Consider the following 22,297-nt stretch of genomic DNA (forward strand, 5'->3'; position numbering starts at 1 on the left):
GTCCGTCCCATGCTGCTGAACCATCTGCGTGTCGCCTTTCGCGTGCTCGTGCGCCAGCGGCTTTACGCCGCCCTGAACGTGGCGGGCCTGGCGCTGGGCATCGCCACGGCGGCCATGATGGGCTTGTTCGTCTGGCATGAGACACACTTCGACGGTTTCCACAGCCAGGGCGGTCGCATTTTCCGCGTCATCCAAGCGCAATACGCGCCCGCCCTGGCCCCCACCCGCAGGATCGAAACGTCCAAGCCGCTTGGGCCCGCCCTGGCGCAGGATCTGGCCGGGGAGGTGGAAACCGTGGTGCGGGTGGTGCGCCACGCCATCGTGCTGCGCGACGGCGTGGCGCCGGTGGAGGATACCGTTTACCTGGCGGACGCCCCCTTCTTCCGGCTGTTTGATTTTCCCTTCCTGGCGGGCGACCCGGCTACAGCCCTGGTTCAGCCGGGCACGGTGGTCATGACGGAAAGCCGGGCGCGCCGCTATTTCGGCACGGCCGACGCCCTGGGTCGCACCCTGACGCTGACGTCGGGTGCCGGCCTGGTGGTGACGGGGGTGGTGCGCGACCTGCCATCCAACACGCTGTTCAGCCGCGAATTCCCCGCCACGCTGTGGACCAGCATCGCCACCCGGTTCCAGGATGGCTGGGATCCCCTGTTCGCTGCCAAGGACGGGCGGTGGCGGGACGAATTCCTCCAGACCTTCGTGATGTTGAGGCCGGGGGTGGATCCGGCCGCCCTGGCGTCCCGCTTCCCGGGGCTGCTGGCGGCCCACCGCGAAGGCTTGCAGGCGGTGGTGCCGGGCCTGGTGGAAACGCTGGAACTGCAGCCCCTGACGGCCATGCACACCGACCCCCTGTCGGGTCTGGGCATCGCGCCCGGCACCCTGGTGGCCTTCATCGCCATCGCCTGCCTGGTTCTGGGCATCGCCGTGGTCAATTTCGTCAACCTGTCCACCGCCCGCGCGACCCTGAGGGCGCGGGAGGTTGCCATCCGCAAGACCCTGGGCGGCCGGCGCGGCCAGCTGGTGGGGCAGTTCCTGCTGGAATCGACGCTGGTCGCCGGCCTGTCCGGCCTGCTGGGCCTGGTGCTGGTGGAACTGGCCATGCCCCGTTTCCTCAGCCTGCTCACCGTGCGCATGGATGCGGGTTTCCTGTCGGGCGTCTGGCTGGTGGCGGCCATCCTGCCGCTGGTCCTGGTGGTGGGGCTGGCCGGCGGGATTTATCCAGCCTTCGTCCTTTCCCGGCCGCTGCCCACCGACCTGCTGCGGGAGTCGCGGACCGCGGGGGGCGGGCGGCTGCGCGCCGGCTTGGTGATGCTGCAGTTCACAGCCGCCGTCGTGCTGGTCATCGCCACCATCGTGATGGGTCAGCAGACGCGCTATGCCAGCACGCAAAACCTCGGCTTCCGAGCGGACGGGGCCATGGTGCTGCGCGGCCTGGACCGGCCCGCGGGGCTGGCCGGGATCAACGCCCTGCATGACGCGGTGCTGCGCATCCCCGGCGTCGCCGCCGTCGGCGCCACCGCCAACGTGCCCAGCGACCGCAGCGAATGGACCAACAATTATCGCCTGCCCGAGGCGCCGGAGGGCGCGCCCGATCTGCTGTTCCGTACCGAGCCCGTCGACGTGGACTATCTGCAGGCCCTGGGCGTGCCGCTGCTGGCCGGCCGCCTGTTCGACCCGGCGCGGCCAGGCGACGTCACCAGCCACGCGGCCATCCGGGCGGGAACGGCCGGCACCACCATTCCCGTGGTCCTGTCGGTCACGGCGGCGGCGCGCCTGGGCTTGGGCGCGCCGGAGCGGGCGGTGGGGCGCACGGTGGTCTATGGCGCGGGCCTGCCCCTGACCGTCGCCGGCGTGGTGGCGGACGTGCAGTTCGGCACGGCGCGCCAGGCGTTGGAGGGCACGGTCTACCTCGCCATGCGCGATGAGCTGTCGGCCATGCTGGTGCGCCTGTCACCCACGGCCGACGCCGCCACCCTGGCCGCCATCGACGACACTTGGCGGCGCCTGTTCCCCGATCTGCCGTTGAAGCGCGAGTTCCTCGACGACCACATCCGCCAGGTCTACGCGGACGAGGCGCGGCAGGGGGATCTTCTGGCCCTGTTCTCCGGCCTCGCCATCCTGATCGCCTGCTTAGGATTGTTCGGCTTGGCTGCCTTCACGGCGGAGCGGCGGACCAAGGAGATCGGCATCCGCAAGGTGCTGGGCGCCACCGTCGCCGATATCGTCCAGCTGCTGATCTGGCAGTTCAGCAAGCCGGTGCTGGTGGCCAACCTGGTCGCCTGGCCCGTGGCTTGGATGCTGATGGGCAGGTGGCTGGGCGGCTACGTCTATCGCATCGACCTCAATCCCCTGGTCTTCGCCTTGGCCAGCCTGGCCGCCCTACTGGTCGCCTGGGCCACCGTCGCGGGCCATGCCGCCCGGGTGGCCTCGGCCAAGCCGGTTACGGCGCTGCGGTATGAATAAGGAGGCGGTATGAATAATATGGCCCTGCTGCCGAACCTGCTGTTCGTCGCCGTGCGCATCCTCTTGCGTCATCGTGTCTATACCGCGCTGAATGTCACCGGGCTGGCACTGGGCTTGGCGGCTGCGTCCATGATCGGCCTCTTTGTCTGGCACGAAACGCACTACGACGGCTTTTTCCACGACGCCGGCCGTATCTATCGCCTTGAAACTACGGAATATCTACCCGGCCGGGCACCCGTAAGCTATCCGGTCACGTCGCTGCCCATGGCGGCGCCGCTGCTGCGCGATTTTCCCGAGGTCGAGCGGATCGTGCGGGTGGATTACGAACGCCTCGCGGTGATGCGCGACGGCACGTCCTTTGCCGAGATTGCCGCCATGGCGGACGCGGATTATTTCCGCCTGTTCGATTTTCCCTTCCTGGCCGGGCAGGGGGCCACGGCCCTTGACCGGCCCGGCACCGCCGTCCTGACCGAAAGGCTGGCGCGCAAGTATTTCGGCACCGTCGATGTCGTAGGCCGTGTCCTGACCCTGGCGTCCGGCGCCAGCCTGACGGTGACCGGCGTGATGCATGACCGGCCCAGCAACAGCCATTTGCAGGGGGACCTGGTTACGCGGCTTGATACCCGGCTGAATACCGGCATCGATGACAAATTGGCCCACCGGGCCACGATCTGGGACAGTTATTTCGTCGACACCTACCTGTTGCTGCGGCGCGGCGCCGATGCGGCGGCGCTTGCGGCCCGCTATCCCGGCTTCCTGGCCGCGCATTTCCCCGGCTATCGGGAGCCTGCGACGGGGAAGGAGACCATTGCCCTGTCGCTGACGGCCCTGGGCGACATCAACCTGGAACAGGGCGCCGATGGCGCCGGGGTTCAGGGCTTCCTGGGTGTCGCGCTTCTGGTGTTGCTGATCGCCGTCGCCAATTTCGTCAACCTGTCGACGGCGCGCTCCTCCCTGCGGGCAAAGGAAGTGGCGCTGCGTAAGGTTCTGGGCGCCCCGCGGCGAACCCTTGTGGCCCAGTTTCTGCTGGAATCGGTGTTGCTGGCATTGGTGGCCATGGTGGCAGGGCAGGTGCTGCTGGAACTGGCCATGCCCAGCTTGCTGCAGGCCCTGGCCGTTCGCATCGACACGCGCTTCCTGGTCAGTCCCTGGCTGTTGGGGGCTAACGTCGCCGGTGCCGTCAGTGTCGGCCTGCTGGGCGGCCTTTACCCGGCCCTGGTCCTTTCTCGTCCCGTGCCCGCCACCTTGCTGAAAGGCGAGGGCGCGGTGGCCGGTGCCGGCTTCCGCATGGGCCTCGTGGTTTTCCAGTTCGCTGCCAGCATCACCTTGGCCATCGCCGCCGTCGTTATTTTCCAGCAGGCACGGTATGCCAGCACCCAGGCGCTGGGCTTCCAGCCCGACGGGGTGGTGGTGGTACGGGACCGATTTCCCCGTCCCGGTGAGCAATTGCCCCGGCTGAAGGCTTTCCGGGAACAGGTCGCGCATCTCAAAGGCGTGGTGACTGCTGGCGGCGCGCCCGCCATGCCAGGTGACGGCGCGGACGACGCCGAGAGTTTTCGGCGGCCCGACGCACCCGATGACGGCGCAGCCATCCTGCGGACGGAGCCGGTGGATTACGAATTCCTGAAGGCGCTGGGCGTCCACCTGCTGGCTGGACGCCTATTCGACGGTACCGCCCCCGCCGATGCCCTGCGCGTGGACGCCCCCGAAGATCAGGACCCGGCGGGAAGGACTATCGTGCTTTCCCTGGACGCAGCCCGGCGCTTGGGCTTTGCCGCCGCGGAAGAGGCGGTGGGCCAGACGGTGATCTTCGGCAAGAACTATCCCATGACCATCGTCGGTGTGGTGGACCCGGTGCGCTACACCGACGCTCGCATGGCAACGCAGCCCGTGGTCTACGTTCTTGATCCAGCGTCGATTCGCAGTCTGGCCATCCGATTGACGGATGACGCTGGGGCGGACACGCTGGCGGCCATCGACGCGCTATGGCGGGGAATGTATCCGGATGCGCCGATGATCCGCCGCTTCCTGACCGACAGTCTGGCGGACCAGTCCCAGCAGGAACGCCGCCAGGCCCTGCTGTTGGGCGTTTTCACCGGACTGGCCTTGGTTATTGCTTGCCTGGGGCTGTTCGGTCTAGCGGCGTTCACCGCCGAGCGCCGTACCAAGGAGATGGGGCTGCGCAAGGTCATGGGGGCAGGCATTCTCGACATCGTCCACCTTATGGTTTGGCAATTTTCCAAACCCGTCCTGCTGGCGGAGATGATCGCCTGGCCCCTTGCCTGGCTGGGGCTGCGGCATTGGTTGGCGGGGTTCACGTTGCGCACGCCGCTCGACCCCCTGGTCTTCGTCGCGGCCGGCGCGGTCGCATTAGCGATCGCTTGGATCACCGTCGCGGGCCATGCCGCCCGGGTGGCCTCGGCCAAGCCGGTCAAGGCCCTGCGGTACGAATAGGCGGCGAATAGGCGCCATGCCTGGCGGCGGCTTGCCTTCGGCGGGGCGGCGGTCCAGCCTGACCCCCTTGCTTCAACGAGGGGAAACGGATCATGGCGATGGCGGTGACGGGTGCCGATGTCGAGGCGGCGGCGGAGCTGTTGGCGGGCAAGGCGGTGGCCACGCCCCTGATCACCAACGCGGCCCTGGACGCGGCGGTGGGGGCCCGCGTGCTGTTGAAGCCCGAGGTGCTGCAGCGCACCGGTTCCTTCAAGTTCCGCGGCGCCTACAACCGCCTGGGCCGCCTGACCGCCGAGGAGCGGGCGCGGGGCGTGGTCGCCTGGTCTTCCGGCAACCATGCCCAAGGTGTGGCGGAGGCCGCCCGCCTGGTGGGCACCAGGGCCACCATCGTCATGCCGGCCGATGCCCCGGCCATCAAGGTGGCTGGCACGCGCGCCCTGGGCGCGGAAATCGTCTTTTACGACCGCTATACCCAGGACCGCGAAGTCATCGGCCGGGATCTCAGCGCCCGCACCGGCGCGGTGCTGGTGCCATCCTATGACGACGTGCACATCATCGCCGGCCAGGGCACCGTGGGGCTGGAGATCGGGCGCCAGGCGGCGGCGCTGGGCTTGGCGGTCGACGCCTGCCTGGTGAACTGCAGCGGCGGGGGCCTGGCCACCGGCACGGCCCTGGGCCTCAAGCAGACTTGTCCCCAGGCCAGCGTCCACACGGTGGAGCCCGAAGGCTTCGACGACATGGCGCGGTCGCTGGTCGCCGGCGAACGGGTGGCCAACGCGCCGGGCGCCAAATCCTCCTGCGACGCCCTGCTGGCACCCATCCCCGGCACCATCACATTCCCCTTGGCCCAGGCGCTGCTGGGCCCCGGCCTGGTGGTGACGGAGGCGGAGGTGCGCGCCGCCATGCGTTTCGCGGCCGCGAACCTGAAGCTGGTGGTGGAATCCGGCGGGGCCGCCGCCCTGGCGGCGCTGCTGTCCGGCAAGGTCCAGGCGGCCGGCCGCACCATCGCCGTGGTGCTGTCCGGCGGCAATGTCGACCCGGCCTTCTATGCCGAGGTTTTGGCCGAGGCGGCCTGAGAAGCTTGCGGTAAGGGAAATGACCCCGGCGCCGGGGTCATTAGGAGAGGGATGAGCGGCATGGAACTCGAAGACCGGTTGGCGGTGAAGCTGCTGGCCCAGGCCCAGGCCCTGCTGGGCAAGGCCGTGAACGAGACGCTATGCACCCATCCCGACCGCCGCCTGGTCCGCGCCTTGGTGGACGAGGCCCAGGCGATGATCGCCGAGTTCGGGGATACGTATTTCGAGGATAGGACGGGTAAGGATCAGGCCGCTTCGGGCTGACCGGCCCCGTTGCCGTCCAGCTGGGGACCTTCCCAGCTGCGCCAGATCTGGCCGCGGCTGTCCCGGGTACGGCGCTGGTCGGCGATGGCCGCCTCCAGGCTGCTCACGGCCCGCTCCAGCGCGCGCACGCTGCGGAAGCGCTGCCCGTCCAGGGCCTGGAACAGGCTGTGCGAGGCGAAGAACTGGACGTCCCGGCCGTCCTGGACGGCCAGCCCCGCCGTGTGGCGGGCGGTCTCGATGATGACGGCGGCGGGCGCGGGCGCCCGGACGATGTCCTGATTTTGAATTCGCTGGCTCATGATGAGCTCCCTCTACACCCCCGCCATTACGGGGGTGTGAAAACAACACGATGGTTTTATGGCTCAGACCCTGGGGTATGAGCGCTGCGGCCGGACGGGGCGGGTGCCAACCGGCACCCGGCGGACGTCAACAGCGGCAACCCATGCGCATGAGGGGACAGCGGCCGGCCAGGGCGGAAGCCTGGCGGTGGAGTGGGCGTCGGGTCGGGGAAGTACTGTTCATGGCCTGGTCCTTCACGTTCCGGAGGAACCACGAAGGGGCTTCGTGGCGCTTTAGCGGTTGGTGACGCGGCGCAAGCTGCTCCGTCAAATGGCCGCGGGCCGGTTGGCCGGGCCCCTCACCAGGAATGGGAACGAACGGGCGGTTGTTCCTGATGGCGGGGGGCCCGGCGCTGGCCGGGAAGGGGGCTGGGAAGCCGCCTTCCTTGACGCCAAGGCTGTCATCCGCCATCCGCACTGTCAATAAGCATAATAATGACGAATCTTTAATGTTGAATTGAAGATCCGTCCAGGATGGCTGTTTTCCTGGGACTCTGTCCCCATGCGACGGCGGGGTGGAGCATGCCGGCAGGGACGATAGCCGTCGGTGACGGGCGTCACGCATCCACTACCCCGTTCGGGTGTGCGGCAATTCAACATATTGTCGTGTTGAATTTATGGTAGATCACGCGCGCGGGCACGGGCATTGACAGTTGCCCGCGCACGCTGATCCTATGCCGGCCGGCTTAATCCCCGCATTTCCAGTCACACCTCGAAAGGGAACCGCCCCATGCGTCGTGCCTATTCGTCCCTGCTGACGGCCCTGCCGCTGATCGGCGCGCTGCTGGCGGCCCCCGCCTCCCAGGCCGCCGAGCCGGTGGTCCATATCGGCTACATCCCCGTGCTGGGCGCGGCGCCGGCCTACATCATCAGCCAGGAGGGCTGGGACAAGCAGGCGGGATTCGAGCTGAAGCTGACGCAGTTCGACAGCGGTCCCAACATGATCCTGGGCCTGGCCTCGGGCACGCTGGAGGCCTACATGGGCGGCATCGGCCCCCTGATGGTCGCGGGCTCGCAGGGCATCACGGTCAAGGTCGTGGCCTCCACCGCGGTGGAGGAGTTGGTGGTGGCCGGCGGGCCGGAGCTGTCGGCCGAGGCGGCCAAGGGTGGTTCCAAGGCCGAGGCCATCGCCCGCCTGGCGGCCAAGCTGGGCCGGCCGGTGAAGATCGCCACCCAGCCCGTGGGCTCCATCCCCGACACGGTGTTGAAATACTGGTTGCAGGAGGATGAGCACGTCGACCTGACCAAGGTGCAGATCGTGCCCATGGGCATCGACGCCACCCAGCAGGCGCTGCTGGCCGGGGCCGTGGACGCCGCCACCGTGCGCGAGCCGGCCCTGACCATCATCCAGGACCGCCAGCCGGCGGTGAAGGTGCTGGCCTATGGCAAGGACATGATCAAGGACCAGCCGGGCACCGTGCTGGGCGTCACCGGCGCCCTGGTCAAGGACCATCCGGAACTGGTGCAGAAGCTGGTGGAACTGGTGGACAAGGCGGTCACCCTGATCGCCCAGGATCCGGCCCGCGCCGCCGCCGACGTGGAAAAGGTGCTGGGCCGCGGCATCGTGGACGTGAAGACCATGCAGCGCGCCCTCACGTCCCCCGCCTCGCAGTTCGTGGTCGACCCCCGTCGCATCGTGGAAAAGACCAAGACCCTGCAGGACTTCCAGGTCAAGACCGGCGTCTTGAAGAAGGCGGAGCCGCTGGATACGCTGTTCGACGCCAGCTATTACGAAAAACTCCATAAGTGAGCATCGTCGTTTGACCCCTCCCGCACCGCCTGATGCGCCCGGGACGGCCCCTGTGGTCGTCCCGGGTAAGCGCATTCCGCCATCCGCCTTTCTGGCCAAGCCGTCCAAGCGGTATCGCGGCCTGTGGGCGCTGCTGGGCGTGATCGCCTTCCTGGCGGTGTGGGAGGCGGTGCCCCGCCTGGGCCTGGTGCGCCCCGTCCTGCTGCCGCCGCCCAGCGCCATCCCCCAGGCTTTCGTGGCGGAGGTGCGCAGCGGTGCCTGGACGGAGGCCATCCTGCACAGCCTGGTGCATTATTCATGGGGCCTGGGCATCGGGTCCCTGGGCGGCATCGCCGCCGGCGTGCTGACCGGCATGTCCCGGCGGCTGGAGGATTTCACCAGCTGGGTGGTGCGCCTGCTGCGCCCCATCCCCGGGCTGGCGTGGGTACCCTTCGCCATCATCTGGTTCGGCGTCACGCCCACGGCGGCCACCTTCATCATCGTGCTGGGCGTCTTCTGGATCAATTATTTCGCCGCCTTGGGCGCGGTGCAGGCGGTGGACCGCGACCTGCTGGAACTGGCCGACGCCTTCGGCCACCGCTCCACCCTGGCCAAGCTGGTCAAGATCGTGCTGCCGGCCGCGTCCGGCGCCATCCTGGCGGGCCTGCGCACCGGCCTGGGCCAGGCCTGGATGTCGGTGGTGGCGGCGGAGCTGTTCGGCGTGCCTGGCCTGGGCCAGCGCATGATGCAGGCCAGTTCCCTGCTGGCGACCGACATCGTCATCGTCTACATGGCCACCATGGCCCTGTTCTACGGTCTGGTCGACATGGGCTTTGTCGCATTGCGCGACCGGCTGATGCGGTGGAAGCCCTGAGATGGCCAATGCTCCCATGATCGAGATCCGTGATCTTAGCCTGGCGTTTCCAAACCCGACGGGTGCCAACCCGGCGTCGGCCGACGGTCGCACCGTGGTGCTGCGTGACTTCAACCTGTTGGTCGCGCCTGGGGAGTTCATCGCCATCGTCGGCGCCTCCGGCGTGGGCAAGTCCACCCTGCTGCGCGTGGTGGCGGGCCTGGTGCCGCCCAACAGCGGCACGGTCAGCCATGCCCAAAGTGGTGATCTGAAGGGCCGCCGGCCCTATGGCCTGGTGTTCCAGGACGCCCGCCTGCTGCCCTGGCGCACCGTGCGCTCCAACGTCGCCTTCGGGTTGGAGGGGCTGGGCCTGGCGCGGGCGGAGCGGCGGCGGCGGGCGGAGGATGCCCTGGCCCTGGTGGGCCTGGCCGACAAGGCGGGCCGCTGGCCGCACCAGCTGTCGGGCGGCCAGCGCCAGCGCGTGGCCATCGCCCGCGCCCTGGCGATCGACCCCGACCTGCTGATGATGGACGAACCCTTCGGCGCCCTGGACGCCATCACCCGCCAGACCCTGCAGGACGAACTGCTGGACCTGTGGCGGCGCACCTCCAAGACCATCCTGTTCGTCACCCACGACATTGACGAGGCCGTCTACCTTGCCGATCGCGTCATCCTGCTGGCGGGATCGCCCGCCACCGTGCGGTCGGAGGACAGGATAGGCACCGCCCGTCCCCGTGCCCGCGACGACAACGCCGCCCGGGCCCTGGCCACCCGCATCCGCGACCGGCTGTCCGACCTGATGGACGGCGGGGGGATTTGAAGAAAAAAGGCCGGGGACATCGCCCCGGCCTCTTCCCCCTAACGGTGCTTCACCTCAGAACTGGTCCTCCGACAGGGCCATCAGGGTGCGGTGGCCGGTGCGGATCAGGTCGGCCAGGCCCAAGGACGGCGCCACCACCTGTTCCACGAAGAAGCGGGCGGTGACCAGCTTGCCCTCGTGGAAGGCGGCGTCCTGGCCCTGGGCCAGCGCCTGGTTGGCGGCGATGGCGCCGCGGGCCAACAGGAAGGCGCCGGCGACGTTGCCGAACAGGGTCAGATAGGGCACGGCCCCCGCCGCCGCCGCGCGCGCGTCCGCCTTCACATGGTCCACCAGGAAGGACGTCGCATCCTCCAGCGCCGCGATGCCCCGCTTCAGGCCCTGGGCGATGGCGGCCAGGTCGTCGCCCGGCTGGGCGGTCGCCTCGTCGGCCGTTTCCGCCATCAGGGCGAACAGGGCGCGGGCGGTGGCGCCGCCGTCGCGGCCCAGCTTGCGGAACACCAGGTCGTTGGCCTGGATGCCGTTGGTGCCCTCGTAAATCGGGGCGATGCGGGCGTCGCGGTAGTACTGGGCGGCCCCCGTCTCCTCGATGAAGCCCATGCCGCCATGCACCTGTACGCCCAGGCTGGCGACCTCCACGCCGATGTCGGTGCTCCACGCCTTGGCCACTGGGGTCATCAGGTCGTTCAGCAGGCCGGCCTGTTTGGCGGCCTCCGCGTCCGGATGATGGTGGCGGCCATCCAGGGACGACGCGGTGAAATAGACGATGGCCCGCGCGGCCTCCACCTTGGACCGCATGGTCAGCAGCATGCGGCGCACGTCGGGGTGGTGGATGATGGTCACCGGCTGCGGCCCGCCGGCCACGTCGCGGCTCTGCACCCGGGTCTTGGCGTACTCCAGCGCCTGCCGGTAGGCGCGGTCGCCGATGGAGACGCCCTGCAGGCCGACTCCTAAGCGGGCGTTGTTCATCATGGTGAACATGTACTCGATGCCGCGGTTCTCCTCGCCCACCAGGTAGCCGACGCAGGCACCCTTGTCGCCATAGCTCATGACGGCGGTGGGGCTGGCGTGGATGCCCAGCTTGTGCTCCAGGCTGACGCAATAGGCGTCGTTGCGCTCACCCGGGGTGCCGTCGGCGTTCAGCAGGAACTTCGGCACGATGAACAGCGAGATGCCCTTGGTGCCCGATGGCGCGTCCGGCGTGCGGGCCAGCACCAGGTGGACGATGTTGTCCGTCCAGTCATGGTCGCCATAGGTGATGAAGATCTTCTGGCCGCTGATGCGATAGGTGCCGTCGTCCTGGCGCACGGCGCGGGTGCGCACGGCGCCCACGTCGGAACCGGCCTGCGGCTCCGTCAGGTTCATGGTGCCGGCCCATTCGCCGGAGATCAGCTTTTCCAGATACAGCGTCTTCTGCTCATCCGACCCGTGGGCGGTCAGCAATTCCACCGCCCCCTGGGTCAGCAGGGGGCCGAGCGCGAAGGACATGTTGGCGCTGGTCCAGGTTTCCAGCAGCGCGATGAACAGGGTCCAGGGCAGGCCCTGACCGCCATGATCGGGGTCGAAGGGCACGCTGTTCCACCCGCCCTCGACGAACTGGCGGTAGGCGTCCTTGAAGCCGTCGGGGGTGCGCACGCCCGTGTCCGTCAGCTTGGAGCCCTGGCGGTCGCCCACCACGTTCAGGGGCGCCAGCACGTTGTCGGCCAGCCTGGCGCCTTCCTCCAGGACGGCGTCCACCAAGTCGGGGGTGGCGGCCTCGAAGGCGGGGTAGGCGGCAACTTTGTCCAGGCCGACGACGGAATTCAGGACGAAACGGATTTCCTTCAGGGGCGCTTGATAGGTCATGGTCTCTCGGGTCCTCCCGGGGAACCCGCCGGTGGGGCCCGGCGCCCATCGCTTCAGGACAAGGGGGCGGGACCCGGCACGGCCGGCGGGTATGCTCAATGTTATTGGGCGGGCGGGCCCGATCATTGAGCGGAAGGGCCACGTCCCGTCGACGCGGGGCCCATCCTGCCGGGATGGCGGCGGGCGGGCAAGCGTCGCCGAAAATCCGCCCTGATCCGGGAAGACGCGACAGACTGGCACGTACCTTGCTTTCCCACCGGGCCAGCATCGGATCGGCCCCCTTGGCCGGTCGTTTTCCAGGTAAGTGAGGTCCGGTCGTGATCAGCGCACTGTCCACCACGCAGTTGACTGCAGCACAGGGTTTGGCGTCCTCCGCCCCCGCCAGGATCGTGGCGGCGGTGCAGCAGGCCAGCACCAAGGCCGGGGTAGATTTTTCCTATCTGCTGAAGCAGGCATCGGTGGAAAGCGGCTACGACACCAATGCCAAGGCCAGCACCAGCAGCGCCACCGGCCTCTACCAGTTCACCGACTCCACGTGGCTGAACATGGTGCAGCAGCACGGGGCCGAGGTGGGCCTGGGCCAATACGCCAGCGCCATCAAGACCCGTGGCGACGGCAGCGCCTATGTCTCCGACCCCGCCACCCGGCAAAAGATTCTCGATCTGCGCAAGGACGCCGACACCTCCGCCATGATGGCGGCGGCGCTGGCCCAGGACAACAAGACCACCCTGCAGCAGCAGGTGGGCGGCACCATCGGTGGGACGGAACTCTACCTGGCCCACTTCCTGGGTGCCGGCGGCGCCTCCAAGTTCCTGAACGCGCTGAAGAAAAACCCCAACCAGGCGGCGGACGCCGTCGTACCGGACGCGGCGGACGCCAACGACGCCGTCTTCTATGACAACAACGGCAGGGCTCTGTCCTTGGGTCAGGTCTACGACCGCTTCGCCAAGAAGTTCGATGGCACGGGCGGTGCCAGCGCGGACAAATATGCCGGGTCCACCACGCTGGGCACCGTGCAGACGGCCGACAGCACGTCCCAGCCGTGGGACATGGTGCGGGGCGCCAGCTCGTCCAAGATGCCGCTGTCCACCTACACCATCATGATGCTGAACGCCCTGGCCGCGCCCACCGAGGAGGACGACCAGGACAACAAGGACGGCTACAGCCAGCAGGAACAGCGCATGACCATCAACCGTGCCCCCAACATGGCCGCCGCCTACATGGCCAGCGCCTGAGCGGCCCGCTCAAGGCCCTGGGGCGTCCGGTGTCACCGGCACCGCCATCCAGGCCTTCACGCCGCCGTCGCTGACCTGCCCCAACTGGCCGCCGCATTGCCGCGCCAGCTGTTCCAGCAGCAAATGGCCCAGGCCGGCGCGCCGCGGCCTATAAGCATCGGAATCTTCTGCCGACCCGGTCGTTGTTGCCGGGCTTTGGCCGTTGGGTCCGCAGTGGGCCAAGCCCACGCCATCATCCTCCACCCGCAGCACCCACCGGGTTCCTTCCGTCGCCAGGTGCACGGCGACGGTGCCGCGGCGCCCGTCGGGGAAGGCATATTTCAGCGCATTGGTCAGCAGCTCATTGGCGGCCAGGCCCAGGGTCACGGCCGCCCGCTGCGGCAGCTTCAGATCCTCGACCTCGACGGTGAAGGTGATGGGCCGGCCGGCGACATGGGCGGCGGCCAGGTTCTCCACCAGTTGTCCCAGGAAGGCGCGGGCCGGCACGAAGGGTTCACGCTGCAACCGCTGCAGGCTGGAATAGACCAGCCCCAGGACGCGAACCCGTTCCCCCGCCTTGGCCAGCTCTCCCGCCTCGATGGCGCCCGCCCGGCTTTCCGCCACCATCAGCAAGCTGGAGACGGACTGAAGGTCGTTGCGGATGCGGTGGTAGATTTCGCGCAACAGCATGGCCTGCTGCTGCTCTCCCGCCGCCAAGGTGTCCAGGGCGTCATGCAATGCCGCGATGATGGACACCACCACCAGGCTGATGACGACGAACAGGGCGGGCCCGGCCCAACCCTTGGGCGGCAGGGCGGCCAACCGGTCGGGCAGCGTGGCCAGCTGCTGCGTCCAGGGCATGACGTCGTCGGCGGGGGCGAAAAAGGGCAGGGCCAGCGTGGTGCTCAGGGCCACGGCCAGCAGTCCCGGCCCCACCCCGAACCATAGCGTTCCCAGCACCAGGGCCGGGAAGAAATGCACGACGGGATAGCCATCCAGCACGTCGTCCAGCGCGATGCGCACGCCGAACGACAGGCACACCAGCAAGGCGGCTCCGGTATAGCGGACGGGCGCCGATCGCTGCCGCAGGGACAGGAAGGTGGTGATGAACGGCTTCATGGCGGCCGATCATACAGTCGCCTCGGCCGAACGCACTACTGCGGATGGCTAGGATCGTTGGAAATACAGCCGTCAGAAATAGCGTGGTCAGAAATGCACCAGGGCCGGATCTTCCGACCGGCCGGCCATCATCTGGCCACCACAGACGCCACCCGCCATCTGCGGCGGGACCGACACGGGCGCATCGGTGTCATGGGCCAGGGGGGCTCGGCCTGTCGTGGCACCACCCCGCAGCAGCCTAAGGTAAAGGGACATTGGGGAGGTATGGGGGCCAATGGGGGTCGAGGTCTTGCCAGGCATAGGCTCTCTCCCTCTCTTGGGGTGGGCCGCCGGATCAAACACGGGGACGCCACGGACTCCTTTATCTCTGCAACCAAGGGTCTCATGCCCCCCGAGTCGCCGTCAATTGACGCCAAAGGTCAGTGTTGGCCTATGCCGGCGCCCGGTTTTGGCGCCAAATCCTGTCTATTGGGGTAAGATTTTCCCGGGTTCATGAGATCGCGCGGATCCAGCAGACGTTTCAAGCTTGCCATTAAATCGATTTCCAGGGTTGACCGCGCTCGGGCCAGTTCGTTGCGTTTCTTGTTGCCGATGCCGTGCTCGGCGCTGATCGACCCGTCCAGGTCCAACACCACGTCGTGCACCGCCCGCATGATCTTTTCGCCCAGGGCCAGGAAGGCCTCGCGGTCGACGGGGTCGTCCGTGTCGGGGCGCGCGATGTTGTAATGGATGTTGCCGTCGCCCAGATGGCCGAAGGGGTAGGGCCGGGCGCCGGGGCTCAACTCCGCCACCGCCCGGTCGGCCCGCTCGATGAACTGGGGGATGCGGCTGACCGGCACGGCCACGTCATGATGCAGGGCGCCGCCCACCTTGCGCCCGATCTCCGGCAACCCCTCGCGCAGGCGCCAGAGCTTTTGCCGCTGGTCGCCGCTGGCGGCCAGGGTGGCGTCCGTCGCCTCCCCCGCCTCGATGGCCTCGGCCAGGGCCGCCTCCACCGTGTCGCGCAGGGCGTCGCCGGGCGTGCCGGCCGTCAGCTCCGTCAGGATGTACCAGGGCGACGGCTCCGACAGCGGGTCGTTCTGTTCGCCCAGATAGCGGGCGGCGCCGTCGATGGCGAAGCGCGGCATGATCTCGAAGGCCGAGACGGCGTCGCCGCTGGCCTGGCGCAGGCGCTTCAGCAGGCGCAGGGCGGCGGTCACGTCCGGCACCGCCACCAGCGCCGTTTCCATCTGGCGTGGCCGGGGCACCAGCGACAGGGTGGCGGCGGTGATGATGCCCAGCGTGCCTTCGGCGCCCAGGAACAGGTGCTTCAGGTCATAGCCGGTGTTGTCCTTGCGCAGGCGGCGCAGGCCGTTCCACACCCGCCCGTCGGGCAGCACCACCTCCAGCCCCAGCACCTGGGCGCGGGCGTTGCCGTAGCGCAGGGTCAGGATGCCGCCGGCGTTGGTCGACAGGTTGCCGCCGATGGTGCAACTGCCTTCCGCGCCCAGGCTCAAGGGGAACATCAGATCCACGTCGTTGGCCGCTTGCTGCACCGTGGCCAGGATGACGCCGGCCTCCACCGTCATGGTATGGTCCAGTGGGTCGACTTCGCGGATGCGGTTCAAGCGGCCCAGGTTCAGCAGCAGGGTGCCCTCCGCCGCCAGGGCGCCGCCCACCAGGCCGGTATTGCCGCCCTGGGGCACCAGGGCGATGCCGGCCTCCGCCGTCAGGCGCACCACGGCGGCCACCTCCTCCGTGGTCGACGGGCGCAGCAGGGCCAGCGGGGTGCTGACGGCGTTGCCGCGCGCCTCCGCCAGATAGGGGGCTTGCGCCTCCGCGTCGGTGATGTAGCCGCTGGGACCCAGCAGTTCGGAAAGGGCTGCCAGGCAGGCTTGGGCGACGGCGGAAAGGCGGGGGCTCATGGGGTTTCATCCGGAATCAGGGCCACCAGGTCGGTGACGCCCACGTCCTGGCCGGCCTGGGTCAGCAGGGTGGTGGCCTGGCCGCGGTGATGGGTCTGGTGGTTGAAGAAATGCACGATCAAGTCGCCGAAACGGCGGGCGCAGGTCTTGCCGGCGCTGCTGGTGTACGCCAGGACGTGGTTCAGGTCGCAAGGGCGCACACAGGCGGCCCAACGGCTGATGGCGGCATCCATGGTCTGGCGGTCGGCCGCCAGGCTGGCCAGATCGGGATAAAGATCCTCGTTCAACCGCGTGGGCACCGGCAAGTCCATGACCGGGTCCAGGGTGGTGTAGCCGGCGGGGTGGGTGCGGAAGCGGCGCAGCCACAACAGGTCGCCCACCATCAGGTGGTTCAGCGTGCCCAGGATCGAGTGGAAGAAGGCCCCCCGGTCGGTGGTCAGGGCCTCGGCCGGCAGGCGCGCCGCCGCCTCCAGCACCTTGGCGTTCATCCAGGCGTTGTACTGGGCCAGAAGGACGATGTGCCGGGGATCGGCCATGGGCGGGACCTCGGGGAAGCCAGGGGCGTTTGGCGCCAGAGTGTCCGCTCCCGCCCGCTGTGATCAAGTGCTAACGGTGTGGTCCGTTAACCGGTTCCGTCTTAGGGCCGGGGCGCGGCCGCCCGGCGCAGGCGGTCATTGATGGCCAGGCCCAAGCCCACGTCGGGGATGGTCATGACGGCGATGCCGCTGAGGCCGGGCTTGTCCAGCTTGCGCAGCATGGCGAACAGGTTGGCGGCGGCCTCGTTCAAATCGCCGGTGGGCGACAGGTTCAGCCGCTCCGCCCCGCCCAGCACGAAGCGGTCGGGGCCGAAGCCCAGCAGCGCTTCATCCTTGGCGGCGTTCAAGGCGTTCAGCCGCACCGGCAGGCCCGGGGCGTAATGGCTTTCCAGCATGCCGGGCGCCTTTATGCCCGTGCCCGGGGTCGCGGCGCGCTGGATGGGGCCCAGCACAGCCTCGATCTCCTCCGGCGTGATGGAACCGGGGCGCAGCAGCACCGGGTGCTCGCCCGACAGGTCCAGCACGGTGGACTCCACCCCCACCGGGCAGCGGCCATCGGCCAGGATCAGGGCCAGGCGGCCGCCGCCGCCATCACGGAATTCCTCGCGCACATGGACGGGGGCGGTGGGGCTGACGTGGCCGGACCGGTTGGCGCTGGGGGCGGCGATGGGCCGGCCGCTGGCCTGCAGCAGGGCGCGGGCGGTGGGATGGCGCGGCACCCGCACCGCCACCGTGTCCAGCCCGGCGCTGACCAGCAGCGACAGGGCGGCATCCGCCCGTCGGGGCAGGACCAGGGTGAGGGGGCCGGGCCAGTACAGGTCGGCCATCTGGTGCGCCCGCTCATCCATCACGACGTAGCGCTCCACCGCCGCCACATCCGGCAGGTGGACGATCAGGGGGTTGAAGCTGGGGCGGCCCTTGGCGGCGAAGATGTCGGCCACCGCCTGGTCGTTGCCGGCGTCGCCGCCCAAGCCATAGACCGTCTCCGTCGGGAAGGCCACCAGCTTGCCGCCGGCCAGCGCCTGCGACGCGCGCTCCAGCGCTTCTCTGGTGGGCGGGGACATGTCGGGGGCTGTATGGGACTCGGTCACGGGGCGGCACCTGGCAAAAGGGGTCACCCTATCTAGCCCACCCGTCCGCCCGGTCCAAGGGCACTGGCCGCAGGGCCGGCCTCCCCTTTTGGGGCATCACCCATTGTGCACTGCACACTTGCCCGCCACCTCCGCCGGGTCCACACTGCCGGCCACGGTCATTCCTGAAAGGGGGAGCCATCATGGCGGGGCACGTCGTCACCATCGCGCAGCAGAAGGGCGGGGCGGGCAAGACCACGCTGGCCATCCAGCTGGCCGTCGCCTGGTCGCTGGCCGGGCTGCGCGTGGCGGTGGTGGACATCGACCCCCAGGGCAGCCTGACCGCCTGGTTCGGCCTGCGCGCCCAGGCCCTGGACGATCCCGGTCTGACCCATATGCAGATCAACGGCTGGCGCACCCAGAAAGAGGTGGAACGCCTGGCGCGGGAACATGACGTGGTGGTGGTCGACAGCCCCCCGCATGCCGAGACGGAGGCGCGCATCGCCGTGCGCGTGGCCGACCTGGTGGTGGTGCCGGTGCAGCCCAGCCCCATGGACCTGTGGGCCACCCGCCCCACGCTGGAGATGGCCAAGGCGGAAAAGCGGGCGGTGCTGGTGGCGCTGAACCGCGTGCCGCCCCGCGCCAAGCTGGCGAACCGGCTGACGGAGGCGGTGGCGGGCCTGGGCGTGCCCATGGCCGAGGCTGCCATCGGCAACCGCGTCGGCTTCGCCGGCGCCATGATGGATGGCTTGTCGCTGCAGGAAACCGACCGCCGCGCCAAGGGGTCGGAGGAAATCGCCGCCCTGGCCGGCGAAATCCTGGCCCGGCTGGGCGGTACCCTGGTGTCCGGAACCCGCAGCGCCAGCGCCTGAGGCTGGGCTGCATCCGCGCGGGTGCCTTCATTGCACGGGGCGCGCGCGGCGGTGTATACCCGACCAGCCGCCTGGGGGGCTTGGGCGGCGCTGGGTTGGGGTTGCCATGCAAATCTTGTCGCGCCTGCTTTCGCGCCGTTCGCCCGCACCTGTGGAGGTGGCGGCGCCGGTTCTGCCGGACGTGGTCATCGCCGAACCGTTCCATGCCTTCATCCACCGGCTGAACGCCATCACCGTGCCCGGTGACCTGCGCGCCATCCGCGGCGGGCGGCCGCTGCAGGCCATCGTCATGGATGAGGCGGGGGCCGAGGTCCGGGTGGGGCAGATCACCCAGTCCGCTCCCGGCGTCGATCGCATCGCCTTCCCGGAATTCCCGGACGGGACGGGCCCCGCCTTCTGGCTGTTCGTGGTCGAACCGTTGGGCGAGGCCGATCCCGCCCCGCTGGTGCCGGCCCTGCTGGCCCTGGCCGCCAGCCTGGGGCAGCGGCCGCTGCTGGCGGTGGGCTGCGACGGCCCCCGCCTGGACCGCGCCCAGCTCAGCTTCGCCATGATCAGCGACGAGCCGCCGGCCGCCACCCTGCCGCCCCTGGATCAACCGGTGGTGGACGGAAGCACGCTGTCGCCGGAACAGCGGCAATGGCGGGAAGAGGGGGTGGCCATCCTCAAGGGCTTCCTGCCCAACGATCTGCTGGATCCCTACATCGCGCGGCGTGAGCAGGTGGGCCGGCCGGGGGGCTGGCGCTCCCCCACGCCTTACATGCAGGTGGAGGAGTTGCGGCGCATCTGCCTGCACCCGCCCCTGATGGGCCTGCTGAACAGCCTGGTGGGGGAGGAGATGCTGCTGCACCTCAATCTCACCGGCTGGGTGTCCACCGAGCGCGACTGGCATCAGGACGAGTATCTGAGCCCGCCCTTCGTGAACAGCTGGTACGCCGCCGTGTGGATCGCGCTGGACCGCATCCATCCCGATGCCGGCCCCTTCGAATACATCCCCGGTTCCCACCGCTGGCCCCTGCTGCGCGGCGCGCGCGTGCGCCAGTTCATGACGGATGAGGAACGGCGCCTCGCCGCCGTGACCGATAGCGGCTATGACGCCTGGCCCAGCGTCACCCAGTCCTATGTCGCGCCCATCGTGGAGGCGGAGATCGCCCGGCGCGGTGTCGAAAAGCGCGCCTTCCTGGCGGAAAAAGGTGACGTGCTCGTCTGGCACGGCCGCCTGATGCATCGTGGTTCCCCCGCGCGGCAACCGGGGTTGGAGCGGCGGTCGCTCATCGCCCACTACACCGGCGTGAACCACCGCCCCGATATGCCGGACCGCCGGTTCGAAGGGGGCGGACAGTACGCCGTGTTCCACACCCCCCTGATATGACCTCCCCCCACTCCATGAGCCGGCCTTCCCCATGAACCTCCTGTCCCGCCTCCTCGGCCGCCGGCCGAATCCCGCCGCCGTCGCCACGCCGGCGGCCGCACTTCCGCCGCTGCTGATCGTAGAGCGGGTGGTGACGCGGGTGGCCAACCTGGAGGTCGTGGAGGTGCCGGGCGACATCCGGGGCGGCCGGGCGGAGCGTAAGCTGCACGCCCTGCTGGTCGACGAGGCCACCGGTCTGGCGCGCCAGGGCCCGCTGGTGTCACGCACGCCGGATGGCCTGTTCGACGGCGACCTGCGCTGTGACCGCGTCACCGTGCCAGCGTTCCCCATGGGGTGCGGCCCCGTCTACTGGCTGTTCGTGGCCGAGGCGGACGAGGCGCCGGACGCCCAGGCGCTGACGCCCGCGCTGTTGGCCCTGGCCCGCACGCTGGGTGACCGGCCGCCCCTGGGCGCCCTGTGCTACGGCACGCCGCCGGACGCCAGCGGCGGCATCCGCTTTTCCATGTTGAGCGACCATCCGGACCCTGAGGGCCTGCCGCCCCTGGACCAGCCGGCGGTGGATGAGGGCGCGCTGACCCCCGAACAGAGGCAATGGCGGCGCGAGGGTGTCGTCCTGCTCAAGGGCTTCCTCGACGACGACCTGCTGGACCCCTATATCAAACGGCGCGAACAGGTGGACCGGGCGCTGGGCTGGATCACCCCCACCCCCTATATGCAGGTGGAGGAGTTGCGGCGCATCTGCCTGCACCCGCCGCTCATGGCCATCATGAACGGCCTGATCGGGGAGGAGATGATGCTGCATCTGAACCTCACCGGCTGGGCCTCGACCGAGCGCAACTGGCACCAGGACGAATATCTCAGCCCGCCCTTCGTCAACGGCTGGTACGCCGCGGTATGGATCGCCCTGGACCGTATCGACCCGGATTCCGGGCCGTTCGAATACGTGCCCGGCTCCCACCGCTGGCCCCTGCTGCAGGGGGAGAAGGTGCGGCAGTTCCTGTCCGCGGCGGAGCGCGACCGCGTCACCGGCACCACCGGCAGCGCCTCCTGGCCCCATCTGACGGAACGCTTCGTCACTCCCGCCATCGAGGCGGAGATCGCGGCCCAGGGGGTGGAAACGCGGCGTTTCCTGGGGGAAAAGGGCGACGTGCTGATTTGGCACGGCCGGCTGATGCACCGCGGCTCGGCGCCGAACCGCCCGGGGGTGGAGCGGCGGTCGCTGATCGGCCACTACACCGGCATCAACCATCGCCCGGACATGCCCAATCGGCGGTTCGACCATGGCGGGCACTATGCCGTGTTCGACTATCCGCTGAAGTAGGTGCTGGCGGACCGGGACGCCCGCGCGTCGGCGCCGGGCCCTCCCCAGCCGGGGCGTTCTGTGCCAAGCTGGCCGGCAGCCGCGCTGTCGGGGCCCGTCCATGACCGTTCCGTCCTCCCGCCTGCTGTCCATCCGCCGCCATGACGGCCCGCGGGACGCCTGGCATGTGGCCAACCTGGCGCCCCCGCCGGTGCTGTCGGGCTTGGTGGATGGGTATGCCGACTATCGTGAGCGGACCAGTTTCACCACCCGCCGGGAACTGCCCCACGCCCAGGCCGTGCTGATCGTCAACCTGGCGGAACCGATCGGCATCGTGGGCGGCGACGGGCGGCCGGTCACCCTGCGGGCCGGGGAGGGCTTCGTGGCCGGCGCCCACCTGGCGCCGGCGTTGTCCCGGTCGGGCGGCACCCAGGCGGGGATGCATGTCTTCCTGCCGCTCGCCAGCCTGCGGCGCCTGCTGGGCTGCCCGTTGACGGATCTGGTCGACCGCGCGGTGCCTCTGGACGCCGTCCTGGGCCCGGCGGGGACGCGGCTGGGCCAGGCGCTGGCGGAGGCGCCGGACGGGACCGGCCGCATGGCCGCGCTGGACGACGCGCTGACCCGCTGCTTCGCCGCCATGCCCGCCCTACCAGGGGCCCAGACGCACGCGCTGGCCCTGCTGCGCAACCGGCCCGACCTGGACATAGCAGACATCGCGCGGGACATCGGATGGAGCGCCAAGCATCTCGCCGCCCGTGTGAAGGACGCGCTGGGCGTGGGGCCGCGCACCTACCGCCGCCTGATGCGGTTCGAGACGCTGACCAAGCGGCTGGGGGCCGGGCCGCCGGATGAGGGCAGCGGCGGCTGGGCCGGCATCGCCATCGACGCCGGCTATTGCGACCAGTCGCACATGATCCGGGAATTTCGGGAGTTCGCCAGGCTGACGCCGGGGCAATACTTGGCCCAGTCCCTTCCGGACGGCGGCGGCCTGGTGGAGGCCGGGATGGTGGAGGTTATTTAGATCCAATCCAGGCCGCGCCGTTCGGCCCTATGGTCGGGCCAGCGGCATCGTCG

General features: G+C 69.4%; 19 protein-coding genes. 12 read left to right on the forward strand and 7 right to left on the reverse strand.

Going from position 1 to position 22,297, the window contains the following annotated elements; translation table 11 throughout:
• The first annotated feature begins 9 nt into the window (after nucleotides 1–9).
• The 4 genes from UAA55_RS13895 (at nucleotide 10) to UAA55_RS13910 (ending at nucleotide 6,257) form a co-directional block, all read left to right on the forward strand.
• Nucleotides 10–2,463 carry an ABC transporter permease gene (locus UAA55_RS13895; RefSeq protein WP_322953448.1) on the forward strand — a complete coding sequence of 818 codons (2,454 nt, stop codon included), beginning with the start codon at nucleotides 10–12 and terminating at the stop codon, nucleotides 2,461–2,463.
• A gap of 18 nt (nucleotides 2,464–2,481) precedes the next feature.
• Nucleotides 2,482–4,917 (forward strand): ABC transporter permease, encoded by a 2,436-nt coding sequence (locus UAA55_RS13900; RefSeq protein WP_322953449.1) that lies wholly within the window; start codon nucleotides 2,482–2,484, stop codon nucleotides 4,915–4,917.
• Nucleotides 4,918–5,009: 92 nt separating this feature from the next.
• Nucleotides 5,010–5,993, forward strand: a complete 984-nt coding sequence (locus UAA55_RS13905) for a threonine ammonia-lyase (protein WP_322953451.1) — start codon at nucleotides 5,010–5,012, stop codon at nucleotides 5,991–5,993.
• A 60-nt stretch (nucleotides 5,994–6,053) separates the two neighbouring features.
• The gene (locus UAA55_RS13910) at nucleotides 6,054–6,257 is read left to right on the forward strand and encodes a hypothetical protein (protein ID WP_322953452.1); all 204 of its coding nucleotides are present in this window, start codon (nucleotides 6,054–6,056) and stop codon (nucleotides 6,255–6,257) included.
• On the opposite strand, the gene UAA55_RS13915 is transcribed toward UAA55_RS13910, so the two are convergent.
• Entirely contained in the window at nucleotides 6,239–6,556 is a 318-nt protein-coding gene (locus UAA55_RS13915; RefSeq protein WP_322953453.1) for a hypothetical protein, read from the reverse strand. The two genes, UAA55_RS13910 and UAA55_RS13915, sit on opposite strands and share 19 nt — an antisense overlap.
• A gap of 769 nt (nucleotides 6,557–7,325) precedes the next feature.
• Between UAA55_RS13915 and UAA55_RS13920 the strand changes: the two genes are divergently transcribed.
• The 3 genes from UAA55_RS13920 to UAA55_RS13930 are packed head-to-tail and all read left to right on the forward strand — an operon-like array spanning nucleotide 7,326 to nucleotide 9,997.
• Nucleotides 7,326–8,345 (forward strand): ABC transporter substrate-binding protein, encoded by a 1,020-nt coding sequence (locus tag UAA55_RS13920; protein ID WP_322953454.1) that lies wholly within the window; start codon nucleotides 7,326–7,328, stop codon nucleotides 8,343–8,345.
• A 52-nt stretch (nucleotides 8,346–8,397) separates the two neighbouring features.
• Nucleotides 8,398–9,198, forward strand: a complete 801-nt coding sequence (locus UAA55_RS13925) for an ABC transporter permease (RefSeq protein WP_416235193.1) — start codon at nucleotides 8,398–8,400, stop codon at nucleotides 9,196–9,198.
• A 1-nt stretch (nucleotide 9,199) separates the two neighbouring features.
• Nucleotides 9,200–9,997 carry an ABC transporter ATP-binding protein gene (locus tag UAA55_RS13930; protein ID WP_322953455.1) on the forward strand — a complete coding sequence of 266 codons (798 nt, stop codon included), beginning with the start codon at nucleotides 9,200–9,202 and terminating at the stop codon, nucleotides 9,995–9,997.
• A gap of 54 nt (nucleotides 9,998–10,051) precedes the next feature.
• On the opposite strand, the gene UAA55_RS13935 is transcribed toward UAA55_RS13930, so the two are convergent.
• The gene (locus UAA55_RS13935) at nucleotides 10,052–11,839 is read right to left on the reverse strand and encodes an acyl-CoA dehydrogenase (RefSeq protein WP_322953457.1); all 1,788 of its coding nucleotides are present in this window, start codon (nucleotides 11,837–11,839) and stop codon (nucleotides 10,052–10,054) included.
• A 317-nt stretch (nucleotides 11,840–12,156) separates the two neighbouring features.
• Here UAA55_RS13935 and UAA55_RS13940 point away from each other — a divergent pair, with 317 nt between their 5' ends.
• Nucleotides 12,157–13,074 carry a transglycosylase SLT domain-containing protein gene (locus UAA55_RS13940; protein WP_322953459.1) on the forward strand — a complete coding sequence of 306 codons (918 nt, stop codon included), beginning with the start codon at nucleotides 12,157–12,159 and terminating at the stop codon, nucleotides 13,072–13,074.
• A gap of 9 nt (nucleotides 13,075–13,083) precedes the next feature.
• On the opposite strand, the gene UAA55_RS13945 is transcribed toward UAA55_RS13940, so the two are convergent.
• From UAA55_RS13945 to UAA55_RS13965, 5 genes are all read right to left on the reverse strand, one after another.
• A complete protein-coding gene (locus UAA55_RS13945; RefSeq protein ID WP_322953461.1) occupies nucleotides 13,084–14,172 on the reverse strand; it encodes a sensor histidine kinase in 1,089 nt (362 codons plus the stop codon).
• Nucleotides 14,173–14,259: 87 nt separating this feature from the next.
• The gene (locus tag UAA55_RS13950; RefSeq protein ID WP_322953462.1) at nucleotides 14,260–14,472 is read right to left on the reverse strand and encodes a hypothetical protein; all 213 of its coding nucleotides are present in this window, start codon (nucleotides 14,470–14,472) and stop codon (nucleotides 14,260–14,262) included.
• 119 nt (nucleotides 14,473–14,591) lie between these two features.
• Nucleotides 14,592–16,076 (reverse strand): FAD-binding oxidoreductase, encoded by a 1,485-nt coding sequence (locus UAA55_RS13955; RefSeq protein WP_322953464.1) that lies wholly within the window; start codon nucleotides 16,074–16,076, stop codon nucleotides 14,592–14,594.
• Nucleotides 16,073–16,612, reverse strand: coding sequence for a DinB family protein (locus tag UAA55_RS13960; RefSeq protein WP_322953466.1), 540 nt, complete (start codon nucleotides 16,610–16,612; stop codon nucleotides 16,073–16,075). The genes UAA55_RS13955 and UAA55_RS13960 overlap by 4 nt, the downstream gene beginning before the upstream one ends.
• A 101-nt stretch (nucleotides 16,613–16,713) precedes the next feature.
• Nucleotides 16,714–17,676 (reverse strand): L-threonylcarbamoyladenylate synthase, encoded by a 963-nt coding sequence (locus tag UAA55_RS13965; RefSeq protein WP_322954462.1) that lies wholly within the window; start codon nucleotides 17,674–17,676, stop codon nucleotides 16,714–16,716.
• 209 nt (nucleotides 17,677–17,885) lie between these two features.
• On the opposite strand from UAA55_RS13965, the gene parA reads away from it, so the two are divergent.
• From parA to UAA55_RS13985, 4 genes are all read left to right on the forward strand, one after another.
• Entirely contained in the window at nucleotides 17,886–18,554 is a 669-nt protein-coding gene (gene parA, locus UAA55_RS13970; protein WP_322953468.1) for a ParA family partition ATPase, read from the forward strand.
• A gap of 106 nt (nucleotides 18,555–18,660) precedes the next feature.
• Nucleotides 18,661–19,923, forward strand: a complete 1,263-nt coding sequence (locus tag UAA55_RS13975) for a phytanoyl-CoA dioxygenase family protein (protein WP_322953470.1) — start codon at nucleotides 18,661–18,663, stop codon at nucleotides 19,921–19,923.
• A gap of 31 nt (nucleotides 19,924–19,954) precedes the next feature.
• Nucleotides 19,955–21,244: a phytanoyl-CoA dioxygenase family protein gene (locus UAA55_RS13980; RefSeq protein ID WP_322953472.1), complete on the forward strand. Its 1,290-nt coding sequence runs from the start codon at nucleotides 19,955–19,957 to the stop codon at nucleotides 21,242–21,244.
• A gap of 100 nt (nucleotides 21,245–21,344) precedes the next feature.
• Entirely contained in the window at nucleotides 21,345–22,244 is a 900-nt protein-coding gene (locus tag UAA55_RS13985; RefSeq protein WP_322953474.1) for a helix-turn-helix domain-containing protein, read from the forward strand.
• The last annotated feature ends 53 nt before the right edge of the window (nucleotides 22,245–22,297 follow it).

It is taken from the genome of Nitrospirillum guanabarense, assembly GCF_034653355.1.
Lineage (GTDB): Bacteria > Pseudomonadota > Alphaproteobacteria > Azospirillales > Azospirillaceae > Nitrospirillum.

Coding starts and splice junctions, on each gene's coding strand:
- UAA55_RS13895 (WP_322953448.1), top strand. CDS start 10: ATGCTGCTGAACCATCTGCGTGTCGCCTTTCGCGTGCTCGTGCGCCAG.
- UAA55_RS13900 (WP_322953449.1), top strand. CDS start 2,482: ATGGCCCTGCTGCCGAACCTGCTGTTCGTCGCCGTGCGCATCCTCTTG.
- UAA55_RS13905 (WP_322953451.1), top strand. CDS start 5,010: ATGGCGATGGCGGTGACGGGTGCCGATGTCGAGGCGGCGGCGGAGCTG.
- UAA55_RS13910 (WP_322953452.1), top strand. CDS start 6,054: ATGGAACTCGAAGACCGGTTGGCGGTGAAGCTGCTGGCCCAGGCCCAG.
- UAA55_RS13915 (WP_322953453.1), bottom strand. CDS start 6,556: ATGAGCCAGCGAATTCAAAATCAGGACATCGTCCGGGCGCCCGCGCCC.
- UAA55_RS13920 (WP_322953454.1), top strand. CDS start 7,326: ATGCGTCGTGCCTATTCGTCCCTGCTGACGGCCCTGCCGCTGATCGGC.
- UAA55_RS13930 (WP_322953455.1), top strand. CDS start 9,200: ATGGCCAATGCTCCCATGATCGAGATCCGTGATCTTAGCCTGGCGTTT.
- UAA55_RS13935 (WP_322953457.1), bottom strand. CDS start 11,839: ATGACCTATCAAGCGCCCCTGAAGGAAATCCGTTTCGTCCTGAATTCC.
- UAA55_RS13945 (WP_322953461.1), bottom strand. CDS start 14,172: ATGAAGCCGTTCATCACCACCTTCCTGTCCCTGCGGCAGCGATCGGCG.
- UAA55_RS13950 (WP_322953462.1), bottom strand. CDS start 14,472: ATGCCTGGCAAGACCTCGACCCCCATTGGCCCCCATACCTCCCCAATG.
- UAA55_RS13955 (WP_322953464.1), bottom strand. CDS start 16,076: ATGAGCCCCCGCCTTTCCGCCGTCGCCCAAGCCTGCCTGGCAGCCCTT.
- UAA55_RS13960 (WP_322953466.1), bottom strand. CDS start 16,612: ATGGCCGATCCCCGGCACATCGTCCTTCTGGCCCAGTACAACGCCTGG.
- UAA55_RS13965 (WP_322954462.1), bottom strand. CDS start 17,676: ATGTCCCCGCCCACCAGAGAAGCGCTGGAGCGCGCGTCGCAGGCGCTG.
- parA (WP_322953468.1), top strand. CDS start 17,886: ATGGCGGGGCACGTCGTCACCATCGCGCAGCAGAAGGGCGGGGCGGGC.
- UAA55_RS13975 (WP_322953470.1), top strand. CDS start 18,661: ATGCAAATCTTGTCGCGCCTGCTTTCGCGCCGTTCGCCCGCACCTGTG.
- UAA55_RS13980 (WP_322953472.1), top strand. CDS start 19,955: ATGAACCTCCTGTCCCGCCTCCTCGGCCGCCGGCCGAATCCCGCCGCC.
- UAA55_RS13985 (WP_322953474.1), top strand. CDS start 21,345: ATGACCGTTCCGTCCTCCCGCCTGCTGTCCATCCGCCGCCATGACGGC.